Raw genomic sequence first — 21,472 nt, 5'->3', positions numbered from 1 at the left:
ATCAGCAAGGCCGTCACTTCACGACACCACCAGTATAAGCCTGTTTCTCGCTCTCCTCCACGAAACAGCGATCCGACAGCAAACGCATTAACCGACCGATCGGTCATTGTATTAACATGCGATATGTCACAATACAAATGAATTTTGCGAGTTTTTTGTGACATTTGAAAATGCGCAGAAACACTACGCGACAAGCATTTCGCTATATCATTGAGCGGATTGAGTTTTCAGCGGGACCTGAGACGCTCGAGACGGTGCTGGCTTGCCGGCGTCGTCTCTTGAAGCTTGCCAGCCTCGTTGACGAACCGGCGCCCCACATAGCCGTCTGCCTTTTTTGACAAGCGCAAATAGAGGTCGGCAAACAGACGGCACGCCTCCTCGCCTGGCCAATTATCCGGCAGTGCGGACTTGGGAAGATGCGGCTCGCGCAGCATGATCAGGCGATACTGATGAACAAGCAGCAGCCGTGCGATCAGGCAATCGAAGGCCGATAGCGCGGCACAATCTCCAGCCTTTTGGGAAAATGCGCCGAAGCGGGCAGTGAATTCGCCATAGGCCTCCGCGAAACGCGGCAGATTCCAGGCCTCTTCCGCAAATTCCCGCAAGGCACCGTTCTCGGTCGCCAGCTGCGCGTCGAAGACGACGACGCGCCCAGGCAAAGGCGGTGCGGGATGCGTCCCCATCGCCAGGCGCGGGTTCAGCCTGGCAAAACCTTCCCGCTCAAGGCCCTGCATGATCTCTTCCGGAGCTGGTCCGTTGATCAGGACGAACTGCCAGCGGACGGCGGGCTGCGGCCCATAGAACAAGCTGGCGGCCTCCGCGAATTCGGTCTGAGCGGCGTCCGTCAGCCGATAGAAACTGCGCCGCCCCTCCCGCTCGCCCGCAAGCTGGCCTGCTGCGACCAGTCGCGACACTGCGGTCCGCACCAGCGTCTCGGTGATCCCGACACTTTTGCATGTCTCGATGAGGTTGCCGATCCAGACAACGCCGCCGCGCGGCTCGATGACGTCGCCGTAAATCGTCACAATGAAGCTCGCGGCCTTGATGGGCAGATCAACAAGCAGCGCTGTGACCGCCTCGTTCAAATCATCTCCGAGTTTGACGTTATCAGCCGACAATCGAACTCTGCTCCGCATCTGTAATTGTGAAAATCTATTAGCGTGAGATGCTCGCAATGTTCAAGGCGAGCACAGCCGGAAGCTTTTATCGCGTGACATTCGTCGGCAACGCCGTCGTGTATTTCACGCATTTCAGTGAGAAATGCGACGACGAGCTCAGCACCGCCTCGTGCGTCAGGATACCGCGCATCAAAAGCCCTTCATACTCCCGGACATCGGCGACGACGGCGCGGATGAGATAGTCCCACTCGCCCGACATGGAATAGCATTCAAGCACTTCGCGATAGCTGGCGATGAATTGCTCGAAATCGCGTCGCGTCGCGGGATCATGGGTCTTCATCTTGACCTGGCAGAAGACGTTGAGACCCTTGCCGATCTTGTCGGCATCGACGAGGCGAACCGTCCTGCCCAGCACGCCGGCACTTTCTAGCACCTTGATCCTGCGCCAGCAGGACGCGGGCGACGCGCCGACCTTTTCGGCGAGCGCTGCCTGGCTGATATCGCCCTCTTCCTGCAGCACCCGAAGGATCGCTCGGTCGACGTGATCAAGATCGAAAACTTCCATTCAGAAATTCGCCATTTGTGAAACGCATGTTTCAAATCCTATTCCGAAAACTGGAAAATTGAAAGGAATAGCGCGAGTATTCTGAATTAGAATCTTTGGGCCATATGGAGGAGAATCACATGGCCCATTTAGCCTTCAAGAATCATGAGCGAAATTCGCCCGACGATCGTATCGACTGGCGCCGAGTGGCCTATCTCGTCCACCTTTCCAGAAGCCTCGACGAGATGGAGGAGAAACGTCTCGTTCCGGAAAAGAAGGTTCTCTATCAGTTTTCGGCACGCGGCCACGACATGGCCCAAATCCTCCTCGGAATGCAGCTGACGGGTCTGCATGACGCCACCTGCGGCTATTATCGCTCGCGGCCGCTGCTGCTCTCGCTCGGCGTCGACCCGGCCGATGCGTTAGGCTCCGCCATGGGCCGCGCCGGCGGCTATTCGGACGGTCGAGACATTGGCGTCGTCTTCAACTATCCGAACCGTTCGGGTGCCTCCGCTCTACCCATGTGCGGCGGTGTCGGAACACAGTACACACCCACGGCCGGCTGGGCACAGGCGATGAAATACTATGCGAACACGCTTGGACGCGCTGAATACGCTCGGGATATCGGCGTCGTGCTTGGTGGCGACGGCTCCGTTGCCTCGAATGGCTTCTGGGCAGCTCTGAGCGCCGCAACGACGCAAGCACTGCCGATGCTGTTCTACATCGAGGACAACGGCTTTGGCATTTCGGTGCCCTCGACGGTGCAGACGCCCGGAGGCAATATCGCAGCCAACCTCGCCAGCTGGAGAAATCTCGCAATCTTCGATGGCGACGGCTGCGACCCGGCCGAAGCAGCGCATTTGATCCAGGATGCGGTCTCCTTTGTTCGCGACGAGCGCAAGCCCGCTCTCCTGCGGCTGACGGTGCCGCGCCTTGAGGGCCACAGCTTCCAGGACACACAGACCTACAAGAGCGAGGAAACCGTGAGGCGCGAGTGGGAGCGAGATCCCCTGCCGCGCCTGAAGGAGTTTCTCGTTCCCGCCGTGATGACGGCCCAAGAATGGGATGCCTGCGAAAGCGAAGCGCGCGAGATGGCCGAAAGCGCCCGCGTGGCAGCCGAAGACAGGCCGGTCGCCGATCCCTCTACCGTGACCCGCCATGTGTTCTTCGACGGCGACATGCAGACGATGGGTGGCCAGCATCCTCTTGGATATGCAACGCCGGCGACAACGGCCGTGCCCGAAACCGCCGGCCCGCGCATCAACATGGTCACGGCGATCCGTCGCACACTCGAACACGAGATGTCGATCAACGAACGCGTCGTCATGTTCGGCGAGGATATCGGCCCCAAGGGGGGCGTGCATGCCGTGACCCTCGGTCTGCAAGAAAAATTCGGCAGCGAGCGCGTTTTCGATACCTCCCTGTCCGAAGAGGGCATTATCGGCCGTGCGGTCGGCATGGCGCTGGCCGGACTCGTCCCCATTCCCGAAATCCAGTTCCGGAAATATGCCGAGCCGGCGACCGAACAGCTGAACGACTGCGGCACCATTCGCTGGCGCACCAACAACCGCTTTGCCGCCCCGGTCGTGGTGCGCATGCCCGGCGGATTCTTCAAATGCGGCGATCCCTGGCACAGCCAGACCAACGAAGTGGCCTTCGTCCATCAACCCGGCTGGAAGGTCGCCGTTCCCTCGAATGCGGAGGATGCCGTCGGCCTGCTGCGCACCTCGATCCGCGGCAACGACCCCGTTATCTTCTTCGAACACCGGGCCATGCTCGACCACGCATGGGCGCGGCGCCCCTACCCGGGCGATGATTTCGCACTTCAGTTCGGCAAGGCAAAGCTGACGCGGACCGGCAGCGACATCACCATCGTCACCTGGGGCGCCATGGTGCAGCGCTGCGAGGAAGCAGCCGAAGGCATCTCCGCCGATATCATCGATCTCCGCACGTTGATGCCCTGGGATCAGGAGGCCGTACTAGCTTCCGTCGCCAAGACGCATCGCTGCCTCATCGTCCACGAAGACCTTGAAGTCGCGGGGTTTGGTGCCGAGATTGCCGCTGTCATAGCGGACAAGGCATTCACGGACCTCGATGCGCCGGTCTCGCGTCTGACCATGCCAGATATTCCGAGCCCGCATAATCCCGTGCTTCTCGACTGGGCCGTGCCGTCTACCGAACGGATCGCCAAGCGCATTGCCGAAATCCTGGAGTTCTAGGAATGACTGATACCATCGAGATTACGGCCCCGATCGAACAGGAAGGCACCAAGGCGGTCGTCCGCAACTGGCTGAAGCAGATCGGCGATCACGTTCGGGAAGGCGACGCTCTGGTCGAGCTGGAAACCGACAAGGTCACTCAGGAGATAGCGGCGCCGTGCGACGGTATCTTGAGCGAAATCGCCATGTCGGATGGCGATGATGCCGTGCCCGGCGCGATCCTCGGACGAATGAGCATCGAGACTATGAACGGCGTTGCAGCGCAAGCGGCCGAGGCTGCATTGCAGATAGAGCCGGCCTCACCTGCGACCGCCTCCGCCGCCGCTTACTATTCGCCGGCCGTTCGCAAGGCTGCCGAGGAATATGGGATCGATCCTGCCAGCTTGAAAGGCAGCGGCAGGGACGGGCGGATCACGCGCGCCGACATGGATCATGCGCTGGAAGCCGGCAAGACACGTCCATTGGCGCCGGTATCACAGCAGGCGGCAACCGAGCTGCCCTCTCCATCAGCCTCGGCTGACGGCAGATCGCGGCACGTCCCGCATTCGGCCATGCGGCTTTCGATCGCAAGGCACATGGCCCAATCCCTGGCGGCAGCGCCACAGGTCACGGCCATTTTCGAGGCGGATTTCACGGCGATCATGCGCCATCGCGAAAGCCACAAGGACCGTCTGAAGGCCGAAGGCGTAAACCTCTCCTACACCGCCTATTTCGTGGCGGCATCCGTTTCAGCCATGAAGCTCGTGCCTGAGGTCAACAGCCGGTGGCACGATGACAGCCTGGAAATATTCGAAGACTTCAATATCGGCGTCGGGATCGCCTTGGGCGACAAGGGCCTGGTCGCGCCGGTCATCCGGCGGGCGCAGGATCTTTCGCTTGAGACGATCGCCGCCCGGCTCCAGGATCTGACGAACAGGGCTCGCTCCAATGCCCTCAAGGGCGAGGAGTTGAAGGGCGGAACCTTCACCATCTCCAATCATGGGGTTTCCGGCTCCCTGGTGGCATCCCCCATCATCATCAACCAGCCACAATCCGCCATTCTCGGCATCGGCAAGCTGGAGAAGCGTGTCGCGGTGCGGGAGATCGATGGTGCCGATACGATCCAGATCCGTCCGATGGCCTATGTATCGTTGACGATTGACCATCGCTCCCTGGACGGGCATCAAACGAATGCTTGGCTGACCGAATTCGTAAGGGTTCTGCAGAACTGGCCTCAGTGAGTGCAAGGGAGGAACAAATGAACAAGACATCGTTTTTCGATAGCCTTACGGAACAGAAGCCGGATCCGCTGCTTGAACTGATTGCCAAGTTCGCGGCCGATCCGCGATCCGGAAAGATCGACCTCGGCGTCGGCGTCTATCGCGATGAGACCGGCCGCACCCCTGTCATGAGAGCCGTCAAGGCGGCCGAGCGCCATCTCTGGGAAACTCAAGAGTCCAAATCCTATATCGGCCCCGAGGGCGATCCTGCCTTCCTGCGCGCGCTGGCGCTCGAAACCTTCGGTGAACACCATGGCGGCAGGCTGCTCGCCGGAATTCAGACCCCTGGCGGCACAGGCGCCCTGCGTCTGGCGGCGGAGCTCCTCGCCCTCGACAAACGACGGAAGATCTGGATTGGCACGCCGACCTGGGTCAATCATCAGGCAATCTTTGCCGCTGTCGGCCTTCAGGTCGGAACCTATCGCTTCTTCGATATCGGCAAGCAGGCCGTTCTCGATGACGAGATGCTGGCGACCCTGCAGAACGCCACACCCGGCGATGCGGTGTTGCTGCAGACGAGCTGCCATAACCCAACGGGTGCGGGACTGTCACCGCAGAACTGGCTAGACATCGCCGACATCATCGCTGCCAGGAGACTGCTGCCGCTCTTCGACAATGCCTATCAGGGCCTCGGTCACGGCCGGATCGAAGACGCAGCCGGCATGATGACCGTCATCGAAACCGTCGGCGAAGCGATGGTTGCCGTCTCCTGCTCCAAGTCCTTCTCGCTCTATCGGGAACGCACCGGTGCAGTCTATCTTTTCGGGGATCAGCACGCACAGTTGAACAAGGGCATCGGCAATCTGGCGAGCCATGCCCGCGCCAGCTATTCCATGCCGCCAGCGCATGGGGCTGCTATCGTTGCGGCGATCCTGCAGGAGCCGTCACGACGCCACGCCTGGGTCGATGAGCTCAGCGAAATGCGCAACCGCATAGCCGAAATCCGCCGGGCTGTTGCAGAAGCCTTTGCACAATTCCGTCCTGAGCTTGCTAATATTGCTTCGCAGGAAGGCATGTTCTCCCTTCTGCCGATCTCTCCGGAAAATGTCGGGCAGCTTCAAGCCGAACACGGCATCTACATGCCGGATTCCGGCAGGATCAACGTGGCTGGAATGCGGATCGAGGATGTTGCATCGGTGGCTCAGCGCATCGGTCCATATCTGGCCTGAATATACGCCAAAATAGCCCGACGTTTCGCGCAAGGGCCTGATCGGAACACGCTGATCGGCTTGCCGGCCGAAGCTTATGCGGTGCATGCAGCTCGGCAAACCGCCCTCATACACAGCCGCACGTGCTCGCTCCACTCGCCCCGCAAGTGGAGCGAGCATGTGCGGCTTTGCGCCTATTGACCTTTTCATAGATAAATATAATCTGCGTATATGCATGCAGGTGGACGCTTTTTGGCAGCCATCACGACGATGGCCGGATCAAGATCCGGTTCAAGCATGAAGGCAGCCTTGCCCGCGATGGTCTCGCTACGTGGCATTCTGCCTTTGGGAGGAGTGAATATGACAAACGACAATCCGGCGCTGCAAAGCGCCGTGCGCAAGGCAACCATTCGCCTTCTGCCCTTTCTGGGCTTAATGCTGATTCTGAACTTTCTCGATCGATCCAATGTCGGCTTCGCCAAGACGGCCTATCAGGCCGATACCGGCATTTCGGACGCGGCCTACGCTTTCGGCGCCGGCATTCTCTATCTGGGCTACGCCACCTTCGAAGTGCCAAGCAACCTGATCATGCAGCGCGTCGGCGCCCGCCTGTGGCTCAGCCGCATCATGATCACCTGGGGTATCGTCTCGGCCTGCATGGTCTTTGCCCACACACCAACGAGCTATTACATCGTTCGCTTCCTGCTCGGCGTCTGCGAGGCAGGCTTCTATCCGGGCGTCTTGCTGTACCTGACCTACTGGTTCCCGGCCAAGCAGCGTGCCCGAGCCACCGGCCTCTTCTATCTCGGCGTTCCCCTGTCGCTGGTGATCGGCGCCCCGCTTTCCGGCTGGCTGCTCACCCATCACGATGTCCTTGGCCTCACCAACTGGCAATGGATGTTCGCAGTCGAAGGGATAGCAGCCACGATTGTCGGCATCCTGGCCTTATTCTTCCTGACAAGCCGCCCCAATGAAGCAAAATGGCTAACGGCAGAGGAGAAGAACGCGCTGAACGCCGTGATCGAGGCGGAAGAGCGCAGCAAGCTTTCCGAAGTCAAACACTCCGTCTTCAGCGTACTGAAGGACTGGCGCGTCCTTGCTTTCATCGGCATCTATCTGTTCATCCAGGTCGGTGTCGGCCCGATCACCTTCTATCTGCCGGCGCGGCTGGCTCAAGCTCTTGGCGGCGGTGTCAACACCTGGGTCGGCGTGCTGCTCGGCCTGCCCTGGCTTTGCGCGCTCTTCGCGACGCGTTTCTTCACCGTCTATGCCGACAAGCATGACAATCATCGCATCGTCTGCATCGCCATGCTGACGGCAGGCACCATTGCGCTTGGAACAATCGGCCTGACGATGAACCCCTGGGTGATGGTGATTGCCGCCTGCATCGCAGTCCCAGGCCTCGCCTCATCCCAGCCGGTCTTCTGGAGCCTGCCGACCCGCTATCTCGGCGGCGTCGGTGCGGCGAGCGGCATTGCCTTCATCGTTTCGCTCGGAAACCTCGGCAGCTTCGCCTCGCCGCAGATCAAGGCCTATGTCGATGCAGCCACAGGCAATGGCGATATCGGCTTCTATATCCTCGCCGGCTGCTGCTTCCTGTCTGTCGTGTTGTTGATCGCGCTCGGCTCGCATCGCCATTGGATCGCCGATGCCGAACCGGCAGCCGGTAGCGGCCGCACACATTGAACAAGCAAAAACATTCGATCCCCACTCGCCTGGACGCGGGTGGGGATCAAACCGGCAACAAGATGCGCCTGGAATTGCTCTAGCCGGCAACGATCCCTTCGAGCGCTAGTGCTGCTCCCAGCAGCCGCTCGTCATGGTTCTTCGGCGCCGACAACAGGAAACCGACCGGCATCCCGGCATCCCCCACGCCACAAGGCAGCGACACGCCGCACCAATCGAGAAAATTGCCGATCGCGGTGTTACGCAGCGTCCTGCCATTGATCTTCACGAACAGTTCGTCGTCGGCTTCCAGCGGTGCAAGCGCCGGCGCGACATGGGCAACCGTCGGATAGGCGATGAACTCGTTCGGCCCGAGCGTTGCGGCAACCTCCTTGATCAGTTGTTCGCGCACCTTAAGCGTTTCCAGATAACCAACCAGGGTCGTCTTCTCGCCCATCCGCGTCCGGGCAACGACGCGCCGGTCCATGGCATCGGCTTCCGGTCCTGCCAGACGGCGATGATGCAGCACGAAGGCCTCAGCGGTGACCAGCGGTCCATACTCGGCCATCAGCTCAAAGAGCCTTTCGAAGGCCGGAAACGCAGCCCGTCGGATCTTGACGCCTGCGGCGCTAAGCTTCGCAAGCGCCGCCTGGAACGCGGCAACGACACCATCCTCGGCATCGTCCATGACCACGTTCGTCGGCACGACGAGGGAAAGCCCGGCGGGTTCGGCACGCTCCACCTCGGGGACAAAGCGTCCGCGCATTGCGGCATCGACCCATATGGCATCCTGGACACTGCGGCACAGGGGGCCAAGAGAATCGAGGCTTGTCGACAGCGGAAAGACCCCGGCCATGCTGTAGCGGCCATGACTTGCCTTATAGCCGACAAGGCCATTGAAGGACGAGGGTATGCGTACGGAGCCGCCTGTATCGGTGCCGATCGACACCGGCACGAGACCCGCGGCGACGACAGCTGCAGAACCGGAAGACGAACCGCCAGGAATGCGCGCGACATCCGTTGCAAGCGGATTGAGCGGCGTGCCGTAGTGCGGGTTGAGACCGAGGCCGGAGAAGGCGAACTCGCTCATATTGACCCGGCCGACGGCGATCATGCCTGTAGCCTTCAGCGCTTTTACGACATCAGCATCATCCTGTGCGGGCTCGGCATCGGCAAGCACGATTGACCCGGCCGTCGTCGGCAGACCGGCGATGGCGAAAAGATCCTTCCAGGCGACGGGGATACCATCCAGCAGCCCGCGCGAACGTCCGTCGCGCAGCCGCCTGGACGAAGCCGCCGCCTCTTCCATCGCGCGCGCCTCCAAGAGCCGCGTGAAGATCGCCTGATCCTTATAAGTCCGGATCGCATCGAGGGTCTCTTCGGCCAGCGCGACCGGATCGAGACTGCCGGACTGGATCAGGACCGAGAGCTGCGCGATCGATTTGCCGAGATGTGTCTGTGTCATAGGCCCTGCTCTCCTCTTCAGCCGACTAGCTGCATCCAGCGGCGCACGAGATAATTGTGCTCATCCATTGTCGTATTCCAGACGGCAATGCAATTGGCGCGCTGCCAATAGGATCCGCCGCTGCGCACCGAACCCTTTCTGATCCGCAGCTGCCCATCCGGGCCGGGCAGGTCCTCGCTTGCCGCGGCACCTTCGTACCAGTAATCCCATTCGGCCTGTGTCATGAACTGGCGCGAGCGCTGCGGCGTCGAGATATAATAGCCCTGCCGTGCGACCACCGCGCCCGGCCAGCCCGAGATCCACCAGTTCAGATAGTCATAGGCGACATCGAGCAGGCGGCCGCTCAGATGCTTCGAAAGACACAGGCCGCCGTGCCAGGCGCGGTAACCTTCCGCCGGCACGGCCTGTTCGACGGGAGAGCCCTTGGAATTCAGGATGCCGATACCAGGCGACCACATGCTCTGAACGCTGGTCTCGCCGGCGATCATCAGCCGCGCCGCATCCTCGGCGGTTTTCCAGAAATCGCGGAAGAATCCGGCCTTCTTGCGCTCCTCCAGCAGATCGATCAGCTGGTCGATTTCCTGGACCGACATATTGCCGATATCGTCGAACGACATGAGACCGGCCGCCTGTGCCGCCAGCGCCGCATCGAAGATGCCGATGGCAGGTTCGTCCACCAGCGCCACCCTGCCCGCCCAGCGCTCGTCAAAGAGCGCGCCCCAGGAATGCATGCCGACGCCGTTCGTCGCCAGATCCGTCCGATAGGCAAAGCTGTCGAAATTATGCGTGGTCGGCAGCATGGAGATAAAGCGTGACGGCGTGTCGCCGAGCGCAAGATTGGGCTGAACGAACAGCTTGCGCGCCGGCACGTCGCCCAGCCCCATTCTGGGATTGGGGCCGATATGGCCGGTCTTGGTGAGATCATTGACCTCATCCCAAAGCACGATGCGTTGGGTGTCGATGGGCTGGATCGCGCGCCAGTGCCAGACGATATCGAGATTGTGAAAGCACTGGTCGTAGATGTCGTAGGTTTCCGGCTCTCGCGCGGCCTTGAACTGCGTCGTCAGGAAGTCGTTGTTGTCGAACGTCACGTCGATGCCGAGATCGTCCTCGGCCTGCAGACGCAGCTCCTCCAGCAGCGAGATCGCGGTGCCGAGAACACGCAAACGCGGCCGGCCGGCCAGATGCAAGGCGGGAGCAGCCAGATTTTTTGCGACGGATTGATGCTTGTTCATGTGGATACCGGTTGTCTCATCGCGCCGCGGCGATCGGGCCAGATGCAGCGGGTGGCGTCTGCGACATGCGCGCCAGTGTGAAGGCTTCGAAAGAGCGTTTCAAGAGAGCGCCGTCAAGCCCATCCAGAATGAAGACCAGCCGCGAGGTGCGATCCTCCGAAGGCCAGCGATCCATATGAACCGGTGTATGAACCAGATGCTGGACGCCGTGAACGGCAACGGGGCGCTCCTCGCCGCTGAGGTTGAGTATGCCCTTCACCCGCAGCACGCGCTCGCCGTGCCGATTGAGCAGCATTGTCAGCCAGAGCCCGAAGGCCGTCCAGTCGACCGGTCTGTCGATGCTGAGCGAAATCGAGGAAATGGCCGCCTGATGCGCCACGCCGTCCGACGAGACGAGCTGCACCGGCTCCTCGCAGTAAAAACCGCTTTGCGACAGGCTGCTACTGGATGAAACGTTGCTCTGTACGGCGACCAGCGAGGAGAGATCGAGATCCGGATCGGCCGCGATCAGGATCGGGGCATCGGGATTGAGTGTGCGAAGACGAGTCTGGAGAGACTGTCTATCGTGGCCAGTGTCGAGATCGGTCTTGGTGAGGATCAACCGATCAGCGACCGCGGCCTGCCGGTTGGATTCGATATAGGTGTCGAACTGGCGCACCCCGTTCACGGCATCGACCGTCGTGATCACGTTGCCGGCGCAGAAGTGATGCCGGAGAACGGGGTCTGCCTTGATGGTCGACAGAACCGGGAATGGATCAGCAAGACCCGTGCTTTCGATGACGACGCGCCGGAACGACGGCAGCAACCCGCGCTCGCGGCGGGAATAAAGCTCCTTGAGCGCGGCTGCGAGCTCGCCCCGCACCGTGCAGCAGACGCAGCCGGAGCGTAGCAGCACCATTTCTCCATCGACGCTTTCGACGAGGTCGTGGTCAAGCCCGATCTCGCCGAATTCGTTGATGAGCACCGCCGTATCGGCAAACGCGGGGTCCGCCAGGATGCGCTTGAGCAGTGTCGTCTTGCCGGAACCAAGGAACCCCGTCAAAAGATTGATCGGCAGAAAGCCGCTCGCCTCAATCGACATGCCGCGCCTCCATCCTGGCGATGAAGGCATCGTCGAGCGGATCGCAGGGCCGGCCGACAAGCCTTTCGGCCGCCGGCCAGAGGTGACCGAGATCCTCGATGATCTCGCTCCTGCCCGTTCGCGTCGACAAGACGAAGGATGCACCCTGCCAGTCGGTGAGGACGAGACCGAAACCCGAGAGCATCGCATTGGCGGCCCGCACCCGCTCGGCGCGCACACGCCGCCGGTCGGGGCTGGCGTGATTGCGCGTGAACACTCCTGGCCGTGCCGCAGCATCCGTCCAGTGCTCATTGCCGCCGAGCACGCCGCACAGTGAACACATGGCAATCACCTCCTTGAGATGCACTCAGTACTTCAGCCTAACCGGCTATTTCTTGCGCGGAAAGCGGGCGGCGAAATCGTCGGCGATCTCGTTCATCGTCACGAACTTCACGCCGGGATGTTTTATCATGTGTGCGTAGAGCCGCTCCAGCATCATCAGCACCTGTGGCCGCCCGGCGACATCGGGATGGATGGTGATCGGAAAGACGGCGTAATCCATCTCGCGATAGACCCAGTCGAACTGGTCGCGCCACATCTGCTCGATATGATGCGGATTGACGAAGCCGTGGCTGTTCGGGGATTTCTTGATGAACATCATCGGCGGCAGATCGTCGAGATACCAGGATGCCGGGATTTCGATCAGGTCGGTTTCCTGACCGCGCTTCAGCGGCACCATCCAGTCCGACGGCTTGCGCGAATAGTCGATCTTCGTCCAGCTGTCGCCGACGCGCACATAATAGGGTGTGAAATCGTTATGCATCAACGAGTGATCGTACTTGATGCCGCGCTCCAAAAGCAGCTCATTGGTTACATTGGAGAACTCCCACCAGGGTGCGACATAGCCGGTCGGGCGCTTGCCCGAAAGCTTGGTGACCAGCTCGATGCACTTGTCGAGGATCTCTGTCTCCTGCTCGCGCGTCATGGCGATCGGATTTTCGTGGCTGTAGCCATGGATGCCGATTTCATGGCCGGCGTCGGCCACCGCCTGCATCTGCTCCGGGAAGGTCTCGATGGAGTGGCCGGGAATGAACCATGTCGTCTTGATGCCGAAGCGCTCGAAGAGCTTCACCAGCCGCAGGCTGCCGACTTCTCCGGCAAAGAGGCCGCGCGAAATATCGTCAGGCGAATCCTCGCCGCCATAAGAGCCGAGCCAGCCGGCCACGGCATCGACGTCGACACCAAAACTGCACAAGATTTCCTTTGCCATGGGATGACCTCCTTTGATCGGGTTTTCTTTAATCAGTGAGCGGGAATGACGGTCGCGTCGGCCGGATCCCAGGTAAGCATGACCTCCGCGCCGACGGGAAAAGCGCTGGGCCGGTATTTGTCGACATGCGCCTCGAGCGCGAGGCCACGGCCGTCGGGCAGGCTGATGCCGATCTGCGAGATATGGCCGACAACGTCGAAACGCTCGACGCGTGCGCCGACCACATTGCCGCCGAAGGTCCGGGCGAGATCTTCGAACGCCGAGCCACCTGCCGCGTGAACCTCGATCGCCTCCGAAGGGATGACGATGTTGACCTTGCTGGAGAGGCCGCCATTGGCGCAGCCTGACAGCGTGCCGAAACAGGTCGAGACGAATGTGCTGTCGGCCTGCGAGCCGGCGACCTCACCCTCGAAGATCGTGTTGCGGCCGATGAACTGAGCCACGAACGGCGTGTCCGGCCGCGTATAGAGTTGATGCGGCGGGCTGATCTGCTCGACCCTGCCCCGGTTCATCACGACGATGCGATCGGACAGCGCCAGCGCCTCCGACTGCGCATGAGTGACGAATACGAAGGTTACGCCAAGCTTCTTCTGCAGCAATTTGAGTTCATTCTGGATCGCCTTGCGCAGATTGGCATCGAGTGCGCCCAGCGGCTCGTCGAGAAGCAGCACGTCCGGCTCGACCACAAGACCGCGCGCAAGCGCGATACGCTGGCGCTGGCCGCCGGAAAGCTTATCCGGCTTCCGCTCGGCAATATCCTCCAGCCCGAGGGTGGCGAGGATACGGTCGACCCGCGCATCCCGTTCGGCCTTCGCCATGCCCTTGACTTCCAGGCCATATCCGACATTCCGGCGCACGGTCATATGCGGAAACAGCGCATAGTTCTGGAATATCATCGATGTCGGGCGCTTCTGCGGCCTGACATCGTTCATGCGCTCGCCCTTGATCATCATGTCGCCGGAGGAAATACTCTCGAAGCCGGCGATCATGCGAAGCGTCGTCGTCTTGCCGCAGCCCGACGGGCCGAGGAAGGCGATGAATTCACCCTTCTTGATCGAGAGATTAAAGTCGATGACGGCTGGCGTGCCATTGTCATAGACCTTGCCGACATTGATGAGTTCCAAATCATACATCACGAGAGATCTCCGGGCGTGGACGAGAAGGCGGACATCGCCTCCTCGCAGAGCTGAGAATGGATGGCGGACGCCACCGCATCACGCATTGAGGAATTCATCCCACTTCTGGACGAGATGGTCGTATTCATCCGGCCACTGGTGCCAGTAGGCGACGTTCTTGGCGCGCTCGGCCAGCGAGCCGCCATCGCGCAGGTCGCCTTCCTTGATGCCGCGCTCGGCGGCGCCGACCCAGGGCTTGCCCTCGTACCAGAAGGCATATTTGTCCGGCGCCATGACCTTCTCGATATTGGTCGATGGCGAATAGTAGCCCTGCTCGGAAACCGTGATGCCGGGCTCGCCCGAGAGCCAGTAATCGGCATAGGCGATCACGGCGTCCTTGTTCGGCGTGCCTGCAATCATCGACGGGCCGATCGCCCAGCCACGATAGCCTTCCTTCGGAACGGCATATTTGCACGCCTTGCCCTGGGCCTTGACCGCCATGACCGCCGGCTGCCAGGCGTCGCAGACGACCATTTCGCCGGATGCCATCAGGTTGACCAGCTCGCCGAAATCGCCCCAGAGAGCGCGGAACTGCCCGTCCTTCTTCTTGGACACGAGGAATTTCGCTGCTTCGTCGATTTCGGCCGTGCTCGGATTGCCGGGATTCTTGACACTCAGAAGGCCAAGCGTGTTCATGGCCATGATGGCCTGACCGAAGGCGATCAGCGGATCGGTATTGAGGCCGGACTTGCCCTTCCACTTCGGATCGAAGATCGCCGACCAGGTGTTGGCTTCTTCAGCCGAGAGAACGTCCGGATTGTAGCCGATAGAGTCATAGTTATAGACGGCGGGCACCATGTTCAGCGTGGTCTTCGCATCATCGGCCCAGATCTGGCCGACGATCTGCTGCTTCGGCTGCCACTTGTCGGAAGGCGTGGTGAAGGTATCGCGGATATTGGCCCAGTTCTTCAAGGAGGCTGCCGGCACCGGCTCGACATTGTTGGTCATGACGATCGACGGCAGGCGCTCGCCGATGATCTCCCAGCAATCGTAATCCTTGGAGCCGGAAAGGATCTTGGTCTGCGCGTCCGGAAAGGTCGCCGCAGTGCCAGAAGTCTGCCCGACGCCGCTCACCTTGCGGAAATCGTCGAGGATACGCTCCTGAACCGTCACCGAAAGGCCGATGGTGCGCAGCTGCTCCTTGGCAAGGTTGGCAGCCTGTGCGTAGGCCGCCCGCGACGACAGGAAGGGCGTGCCGCCCCCGATCGCGAGCGCCATGACGCCGGCGGAATGCTTCAATAGAGAGCGTCTGTTCATTTCCATTTTGGACATTTTGTTCTCCAGTGCTGATTGCTGTTCCCTGAACCCTTTGCGGGCCTATTTCATTGCCATATCGCCTGTTGCCCGGCTGTTGCCGGACCGGGGGCGATCAGTACCGCCCCACGAGGAGGCCACCATCCACGACCAGAACCTGGCCGGTCATGTATCTCGCGCCGTTCGAGGCGAGGAATGCGATCACGTCGGCGATATCTTGCGGTTCGCCGAGCCGGCCCATCGGAATGAACTCCGCCGCCTTTTCCGCGCCGGCGGGGCCGAGCGAATTCTCTTCCGAAAGAAGCTGTGCCGTGCGGATGTAGCCGGGAGCGATACCGTTGACCCTGATGCCGTCCTTTGCCAGTTCCACGGCAAGCCCGCGCACCAGCCCGACGACGCCGGATTTCGCCGCCGAATAATGGACATGCTCGTCCCAGCCATAGGCCACGCCCATGATCGAAGAGAGGGCGACGATGCTCCCCGATCTGCGGGCGCGCATACCGGGTACGGCAGCACGCACCAGCTTGAAGATGCCCTTCAGATCGACATCCATGGTCAGGTCCCACTTGTCGTCGGTGAGTTTTTCGAGGGGGGTGCGATGCGCGATGCCGGCATTGGCGACGATAATGTCGATCTTGCCGAAGCGCGCCTCGACATGGGCCACCAATTGGTTCGCCGCTTCCGTCGAGCGCACGTCGTAAAGATGAAACTCGGCCGAGCCACCGGCGGCGAGAATATCGCGAACCGTCTGTTCGCCTTCCTTCTCGAGGATGTCGGTGACGACGACATGGTCGCCGAGCGCGGCAAACGCCTTGGCTGCCGCTTGGCCGATGCCGATGCCCGCGCCCGTGACGATGACAACCCGCTTCTCTAAACTATCCATCTGCTTTTCTCCTTCAGAGCATCACGTCGCCGGAATTCGGCCCGAGCGTCTGGCCGACGAAGAGGCTTGCTGCCGGCGACGCCAGGAACGCTACGGTCGCGGCCACCTCTTCTGGCTCGCCGAAGCGGCCGAGCGGCAATTCGCGCTTCTTGCGTTCGCGCCACTCTTCGGAAAGGCCGAGCACCAGCGGCGTGTTGATCGGCCCCGGCGCCACGGCATTGACGCGGACCCCGCGGCTGGAAACCTCGCGGGCCAGCGCTTTGGTCATGCCGATGATCGCGGCCTTGGCGCCGGAGTAATGAACCAGCTCGATGCCGCCGATCTGCCCGAGCTGCGAGGCGACATTGACGATGACGCCCTCGCCACGCGCCAGCATCGACGGCAGAACGGCCTTGGTCATCAGGAAGGTGCCGCGCACATGCACCGCAAACATCCGGTCGAAATCCGCAAGTTCGAGGTTTTCGAATGCCGCCTGATGCGCGATGCCGGCATTGTTGACGAGAAGGGCGACGTCGCCGCCGTGCGAGGTCTTGGCGGCGACATGAATAGCCGCCACGTCCTCGGATCGGGCGACGTCGCCGGCGATCGCGGTCGCCGCACCGCCCGCCCTTTGGATCTCCGAGGCGACAGCCTCGGCACGCTCGCCCGAGAGGTCATTGACCAGAACCGCATAGCCATCGGCGCCGAGGCGCAGCGCAATGGCGCGGCCGATACCGGAGCCAGCACCTGTAACGATCGCGGACCCCCCCTGCACCATCACGCGTCCTCCTGGATGCGGACGCGCTTGGCGCGTCGGACCGACAGGCCCATCAGGATCGCGTAGGTGCCGAGCAGCGCGAAGGAAAACAGCGTGGTCAGGACGCCGAAGGCAAAGACGTTCGGATGCACCTCGACAGAAAAGGTGCCGTAGATGGCGAGCGGCAGCGTCAGCTCGCGGCCGGAGGCGAACAGGGTGCGCGAAAACTCGTCATAGGAGAGCGTAAAGGCAAACAGCATGGCCGAGAGCACGCCCGGGAAGACGAGCGGGAACGTGACTTTGCGGAAGGTGCGCGCCGGCGTGACGCCGAGCGACCAGGATGCTTCCTCCATGCTCGGATCGAACCGGTTGAAGATCGCGAGCATCACCAGGAAGGCGAAGGGGAAGGTATAGACGACATGTAGCACGAAAGCCGTGCTCCACCAGTGACGATCGATGCCGAAAGCATTGGCGACGAGAGCCATGCCGAGGCCAACGAGCACGCCCGGCACCATCATGCCAAGAACGATCAGATAGAAGGCCACGCCCGAGCCGCGGAACTTGCGACGAAAAGCCTGGGCGGACATGACGCCGAGCACGGTCGAAACGATCATCGTCATCAGCGCCAGTAAAAGCGAGCGGATCAGCGCCTGGTCGATCGGCAAGGGCGCGATGCGCGATGGCGGCGTCAGACCGAAGAGATGCCGGTACCAATAGGTCGACCATTCGATGATCGGGAATTGCGGACCGCCCTCCGGACCGGTCTGAAACGACAGGATCGCCAGAACCACGAGAGGTCCGTAGAGGAAGATCAGAAAGAGGGTCGTATAGACGCCCAGGCCGGGCTTGATGCCGCCAGCATTCATGATCAAAGCTCCTTTCTGAGGTCGACGACCTTGAGCAGGGCTGCGACAACCGCACCCATGATGATTGTCAGGACGACGCCGGCGACGGCGGCAAAGGCCCATTTCAGCGAGCCGACCTGGGTGACGATAATATTGCCAAGCAGATTGACCTTGCGGCCGGAGAGGGCGGCAGACGTTGCGAATTCGCCAAGAACCATGACGGAAACGAAGATCGCGCCGACCACCACGCCCGGCATGGAAAGAGGCAGAATGATCGTACGGAAGATGCGCCAGAAGCTCGCGCCGAGATCCTGGGCCGCCTCGATCACCGAGCCATCGATGCGACCCATCATGAACGCGATCGGCCCCACCATGAAGACGCAGTAGATCTGCGTCATGCCGATGATGACGGACAGTTCCGAAAACAACAGCACCTCGATCGGCTGCCGAATGACGCCCAGATTCATCAGGATCATGTTGATCGCGCCCTCGGTGCCGAGCATCGGCCGCCAGGCAAGCACGCGGATAAGGAAGGAGGTCCAGAATGGGATGACGCAGAGCACGAGAAGCACCGTCTGCAGCGTCTTGTTCTTGATGAGGAGGCCGACGAAGAGCGCCGCCGGATAGCCGACGACGAGCGTCGATACCAGCACCAGCAGCCAGATGCGGATGGTTGTCCAGAGCGCCCCGAGATAGGTGGCGCTTGTCAGGAAGGTGATCCAGCTCTGCAAGGTCAGCGTCGGCTCGATCTTGAAGGTCGTCTGCGTCCAGAAGGAAACATAGACCATCATCAGGATGGGCAGGACGAGGAAAGCGACCATCCAGATCATGCCCGGGGCCAGGAGCCAGAGCGTCTTGTTCGATTTCCGGCGCACGGTTGGGCTTTCCTGCGCGGCTTCCTCGCTTGTCGCGACCATGGTCATATCTCGCTCTCCTTGGAGGGTCCGGAAGGTTTCGAAGGGCTCACATCAACCGAAGACAAGGGCGTCCTCCTTCTTCCAGACGAGCGCATAGCGGTCCTTCTCGACAAAGACCGGCGGACGGGCGTGGCTCAGATGGGATTCGACTTCGAAGACGTGGCCGCCATCGAGCGCAAAGAAGGAATTGACCGCCGCGCCTGAATATTCGCTGGCGATGAAATCGGCCTCGATACCTACCTGGTCATCCGAGAGTGTTGCGCCGCGAAGACGGATCGAAACGCGATCGTAGCGGATCGCGTATGCCGGCTGCGGCGCCTTCCTGCGCGATCCATTCAAAGGAAAGCGGCCGGCCGGTCCGACGAAAGCATCCTCGACGACATCGCCGGCAAAGAGGTTGTAGCAGTTGAGGAAGCGGGCGACCGCTGCGGTCGCTGGACGATTGTAGACGACATCGGAAGCGGCGGCCTGGGCGATGCGGCCGCGATCAAGCACAAGCACCAGATCCCCCATCGCCAGGGCTTCGCTCTCGCTGCCTGTCACATGGAGGAAGGTCACACCGCAGCGCTCGCGGATGGTCTTGAGCTCATTGCGCATGCGGCCGCGCAGATTGGCATCGAGCGCGCCCAGCGGCTCGTCCAGCAGCACCATCTTCGGCTCCGTCACCAGCGTACGTGCCAGGGCGACGCGCTGGCGCTGGCCGCCGGAAATCTGCGTGACCGCACGATCGTCAAACCCCTTGAGGCCGACAAGCGACAGCATGTCCTGAACCCGGTTCGCCAGAACGCGCGGATCGGTCACAGGATCGACCTTGCGGTTGCGCAAGCCGAAAGCGACGTTTTCGGCGACGGAAAGATGCGGAAACAGAGCGAAGTTCTGAAAGACGAAGCCGATGCCGCGGTCATGTGGCTCCACGCCATCAAGCCGCTTACCGTGAAAGAGGATCGAGCCGGCATCCGGCTCCTCGAAGCCGGCGATGACGCGCAGCAGCGTCGTCTTACCGGAGCCGCTCGGGCCGAGCAGCGAGATGTAGGCGTTGTCGGGCAAAGAAAAATCCACCCTGTCCAGTGCGGCTGACGCGCCATAGGATTTGGTGACTTGGCTGAGTTGAAGAACGGTCGACACCGATTTCCCACCAGTTTCCAGGCAAGGACCATCCTTTAGGCAAAGCATCGCCATCGCCGGGATCGCATCGATCCGGACACCAGACGCTGGTCTGCACTCGCGCATGATCACATGCGCGTCAAAGAGATGTTCCTTGGCGTTTCAAAGAGTTCCACCTGCGGCGCTTCTGACGAGCGCCTTGATGTTGAGAGCATTGCATAAATGATTTTTGTATTCAATAGACTTTTTTCTAAAAGCCAGATCTTAAAATTGATAAATTGCGTCCGAAGAAAGGTGAAAGACATAAAGGCTGCAACCATTGCGTAAATTCGACAGAAAAACGCCTACGGCAAGTACCGATCGCGGCACTTACGCTCAATAGTCATTCAGCAAAAAGCACGTCTCGCGACCACGAGCACTGACTGATGTCGCAACGCGTCAATCAAAATCGCGATTTAAAAACATATTTTGTATTCAATATTCATTTATTTTTGCGCTATGTTAGCGCAACAAAACGCGTAAGAGTGAGGCATCAGAACGACGTGAGTCCATTGCATCAGATGACCGAAGACCGTGCGCGCCCCAATGCGCAAAAGCGCTACGAGATCGCCGAGGATGTTCTGCGCAGCAACATCGAAGACCATACGCTGCCACAAGGCGTGGTGCTGCTCGAAGGTCCGATCGCCGATATCCTGCAGATCTCGCGCGCGCCCGTGCAGCGGGCACTGCAGACGCTGGAAAGCGAAGGCCTGGTGCATCGCTTCGACGGGCGCGGCTATCTCGTCGGCCCCGCCGGTCGGGGCATCGAGCCGAACCGCACCGATATCAAGACGCTTGGCCTGACCATCCCGCGCCATGCCGACGAGGCCTTGCAGAGCCGCTCCTCCTGGGAGCGCATCTACAATACCGTCGAGGCTGATGTCGCCGGCTGTGTCGTCTTCGGCCAGTATCGCATCATCGAGATCGAGCTTGCCGACCACTTCAACGTCAGCCGTACCGTCGTGCGTGACGTGCTGACCCGTCTGCGCGAACGCGGTCTCGTGCGCAAGAACCAGTCGTCCCACTGGATCGCCGGCCCGCTGACGGCGCAGATGATCAAGGATCATTACGGTCTGCGCGGCATGCTGGAACCGCAGGCCCTGATCGCCGGCGCCGGTCGGGTCGACCGAGAACGGCTGAACGACCTGTTTCTGCGCCTTAGCGATCTCGAGCGGCGCGAGGCGGCCGATCATCTGGCAGCGCAGGAAACCATCCATGCCGACTTCATCGATATCTGCATCCTCGCGACGCCGAACGAGCGGCTGAAAGAATCCATCCGCAACAACCTGCTGCCTGTCACGGCGACGGAACGACTGCTGCGGCGGCTTGGCCTGCCCGGCGACCCCGCCATCATCACGGAGCTTCGCCTGATCGTGGAACTGCTGCTGCGAGGCGCCGTGAAGGCGGCGGCGGCGATGATGGAGAGCCATCTCGAGGCTTCCGTTAACCGGACGATCGCACAAATGAAGATCGTCGCCATCATCCCCGGCCCCGGTGTAACGGCCGCCTATCTGACCCGCGTTCTCGAGTGAGGCA

Annotated in this window: 19 protein-coding genes; 5 read left to right on the top strand and 14 right to left on the bottom strand. The window is 61.1% G+C overall.

Annotation, left to right across the window (positions count from 1 at the left end; all coding sequences use genetic code 11):
- Positions 1–227 precede the first annotated feature (227 nt).
- Positions 228–1,118 carry a PaaX family transcriptional regulator C-terminal domain-containing protein gene (locus tag AC13Q5_RS19740; RefSeq protein ID WP_488502863.1) on the bottom strand — a complete coding sequence of 297 codons (891 nt, stop codon included), beginning with the start codon at positions 1,116–1,118 and terminating at the stop codon, positions 228–230.
- Between the two features lie 85 nt (positions 1,119–1,203).
- Positions 1,204–1,683 (bottom strand): Lrp/AsnC family transcriptional regulator, encoded by a 480-nt coding sequence (locus tag AC13Q5_RS19735; protein ID WP_488502862.1) that lies wholly within the window; start codon positions 1,681–1,683, stop codon positions 1,204–1,206.
- A gap of 119 nt (positions 1,684–1,802) precedes the next feature.
- Between AC13Q5_RS19735 and AC13Q5_RS19730 the strand changes: the two genes are divergently transcribed.
- From AC13Q5_RS19730 to AC13Q5_RS19715, 4 genes are all read left to right on the top strand, one after another.
- The gene (locus AC13Q5_RS19730) at positions 1,803–3,881 is read left to right on the top strand and encodes an alpha-ketoacid dehydrogenase subunit alpha/beta (RefSeq protein ID WP_488502861.1); all 2,079 of its coding nucleotides are present in this window, start codon (positions 1,803–1,805) and stop codon (positions 3,879–3,881) included.
- Between the two features lie 2 nt (positions 3,882–3,883).
- Positions 3,884–5,101, top strand: coding sequence for a dihydrolipoamide acetyltransferase family protein (locus AC13Q5_RS19725; RefSeq protein WP_488502860.1), 1,218 nt, complete (start codon positions 3,884–3,886; stop codon positions 5,099–5,101).
- A gap of 17 nt (positions 5,102–5,118) precedes the next feature.
- A complete protein-coding gene (locus AC13Q5_RS19720) occupies positions 5,119–6,309 on the top strand; it encodes an aromatic amino acid transaminase (protein WP_488502859.1) in 1,191 nt (396 codons plus the stop codon).
- A gap of 339 nt (positions 6,310–6,648) precedes the next feature.
- Positions 6,649–7,974 (top strand): MFS transporter, encoded by a 1,326-nt coding sequence (locus tag AC13Q5_RS19715; RefSeq protein WP_488502858.1) that lies wholly within the window; start codon positions 6,649–6,651, stop codon positions 7,972–7,974.
- A gap of 79 nt (positions 7,975–8,053) precedes the next feature.
- Here AC13Q5_RS19715 and AC13Q5_RS19710 read toward each other — a convergent pair whose 3' ends face one another.
- From AC13Q5_RS19710 to AC13Q5_RS19655, 12 genes are all read right to left on the bottom strand, one after another.
- Positions 8,054–9,418 carry an amidase gene (locus AC13Q5_RS19710; RefSeq protein WP_488502857.1) on the bottom strand — a complete coding sequence of 455 codons (1,365 nt, stop codon included), beginning with the start codon at positions 9,416–9,418 and terminating at the stop codon, positions 8,054–8,056.
- Between the two features lie 17 nt (positions 9,419–9,435).
- Positions 9,436–10,653: an ABC transporter substrate-binding protein gene (locus AC13Q5_RS19705; RefSeq protein ID WP_075852894.1), complete on the bottom strand. Its 1,218-nt coding sequence runs from the start codon at positions 10,651–10,653 to the stop codon at positions 9,436–9,438.
- Between the two features lie 16 nt (positions 10,654–10,669).
- A complete protein-coding gene (locus AC13Q5_RS19700; protein ID WP_488502856.1) occupies positions 10,670–11,734 on the bottom strand; it encodes a CobW family GTP-binding protein in 1,065 nt (354 codons plus the stop codon).
- Positions 11,724–12,056: a hypothetical protein gene (locus AC13Q5_RS19695; RefSeq protein WP_488502855.1), complete on the bottom strand. Its 333-nt coding sequence runs from the start codon at positions 12,054–12,056 to the stop codon at positions 11,724–11,726. The genes AC13Q5_RS19700 and AC13Q5_RS19695 overlap by 11 nt, the downstream gene beginning before the upstream one ends.
- A 45-nt stretch (positions 12,057–12,101) precedes the next feature.
- Positions 12,102–12,983, bottom strand: a complete 882-nt coding sequence (locus AC13Q5_RS19690; RefSeq protein WP_075852891.1) for a polysaccharide deacetylase family protein — start codon at positions 12,981–12,983, stop codon at positions 12,102–12,104.
- A gap of 32 nt (positions 12,984–13,015) precedes the next feature.
- A complete protein-coding gene (locus AC13Q5_RS19685) occupies positions 13,016–14,119 on the bottom strand; it encodes an ABC transporter ATP-binding protein (RefSeq protein ID WP_488502854.1) in 1,104 nt (367 codons plus the stop codon).
- A 78-nt stretch (positions 14,120–14,197) separates the two neighbouring features.
- Entirely contained in the window at positions 14,198–15,430 is a 1,233-nt protein-coding gene (locus AC13Q5_RS19680; RefSeq protein WP_457879405.1) for an ABC transporter substrate-binding protein, read from the bottom strand.
- A gap of 97 nt (positions 15,431–15,527) precedes the next feature.
- The gene (locus tag AC13Q5_RS19675; RefSeq protein ID WP_075852888.1) at positions 15,528–16,295 is read right to left on the bottom strand and encodes an SDR family NAD(P)-dependent oxidoreductase; all 768 of its coding nucleotides are present in this window, start codon (positions 16,293–16,295) and stop codon (positions 15,528–15,530) included.
- A gap of 13 nt (positions 16,296–16,308) precedes the next feature.
- Positions 16,309–17,052 (bottom strand): SDR family NAD(P)-dependent oxidoreductase, encoded by a 744-nt coding sequence (locus tag AC13Q5_RS19670; RefSeq protein WP_488502853.1) that lies wholly within the window; start codon positions 17,050–17,052, stop codon positions 16,309–16,311.
- Positions 17,052–17,897 carry an ABC transporter permease gene (locus tag AC13Q5_RS19665; RefSeq protein ID WP_488502852.1) on the bottom strand — a complete coding sequence of 282 codons (846 nt, stop codon included), beginning with the start codon at positions 17,895–17,897 and terminating at the stop codon, positions 17,052–17,054. Before AC13Q5_RS19665 ends, AC13Q5_RS19670 begins: the two co-directional genes overlap by 1 nt.
- 2 nt (positions 17,898–17,899) lie before the next feature.
- Positions 17,900–18,799 (bottom strand): ABC transporter permease, encoded by a 900-nt coding sequence (locus tag AC13Q5_RS19660; protein ID WP_075852885.1) that lies wholly within the window; start codon positions 18,797–18,799, stop codon positions 17,900–17,902.
- A gap of 45 nt (positions 18,800–18,844) precedes the next feature.
- The gene (locus tag AC13Q5_RS19655; RefSeq protein ID WP_488502851.1) at positions 18,845–19,918 is read right to left on the bottom strand and encodes an ABC transporter ATP-binding protein; all 1,074 of its coding nucleotides are present in this window, start codon (positions 19,916–19,918) and stop codon (positions 18,845–18,847) included.
- 539 nt (positions 19,919–20,457) lie between these two features.
- On the opposite strand from AC13Q5_RS19655, the gene AC13Q5_RS19650 reads away from it, so the two are divergent.
- On the top strand, positions 20,458–21,468 hold the full coding sequence (locus AC13Q5_RS19650; RefSeq protein ID WP_075852883.1) for a GntR family transcriptional regulator: 1,011 nt from the start codon (positions 20,458–20,460) through the stop codon (positions 21,466–21,468).
- Positions 21,469–21,472: the final 4 nt, after the last annotated feature.

The sequence above is a fragment of the Martinezella sp. CNPSo 3964 genome (assembly GCF_057784375.1).
Note: the sequence above shows the minus strand (reverse complement) of the source record. Positions and strands in the feature narration are given on the sequence as shown.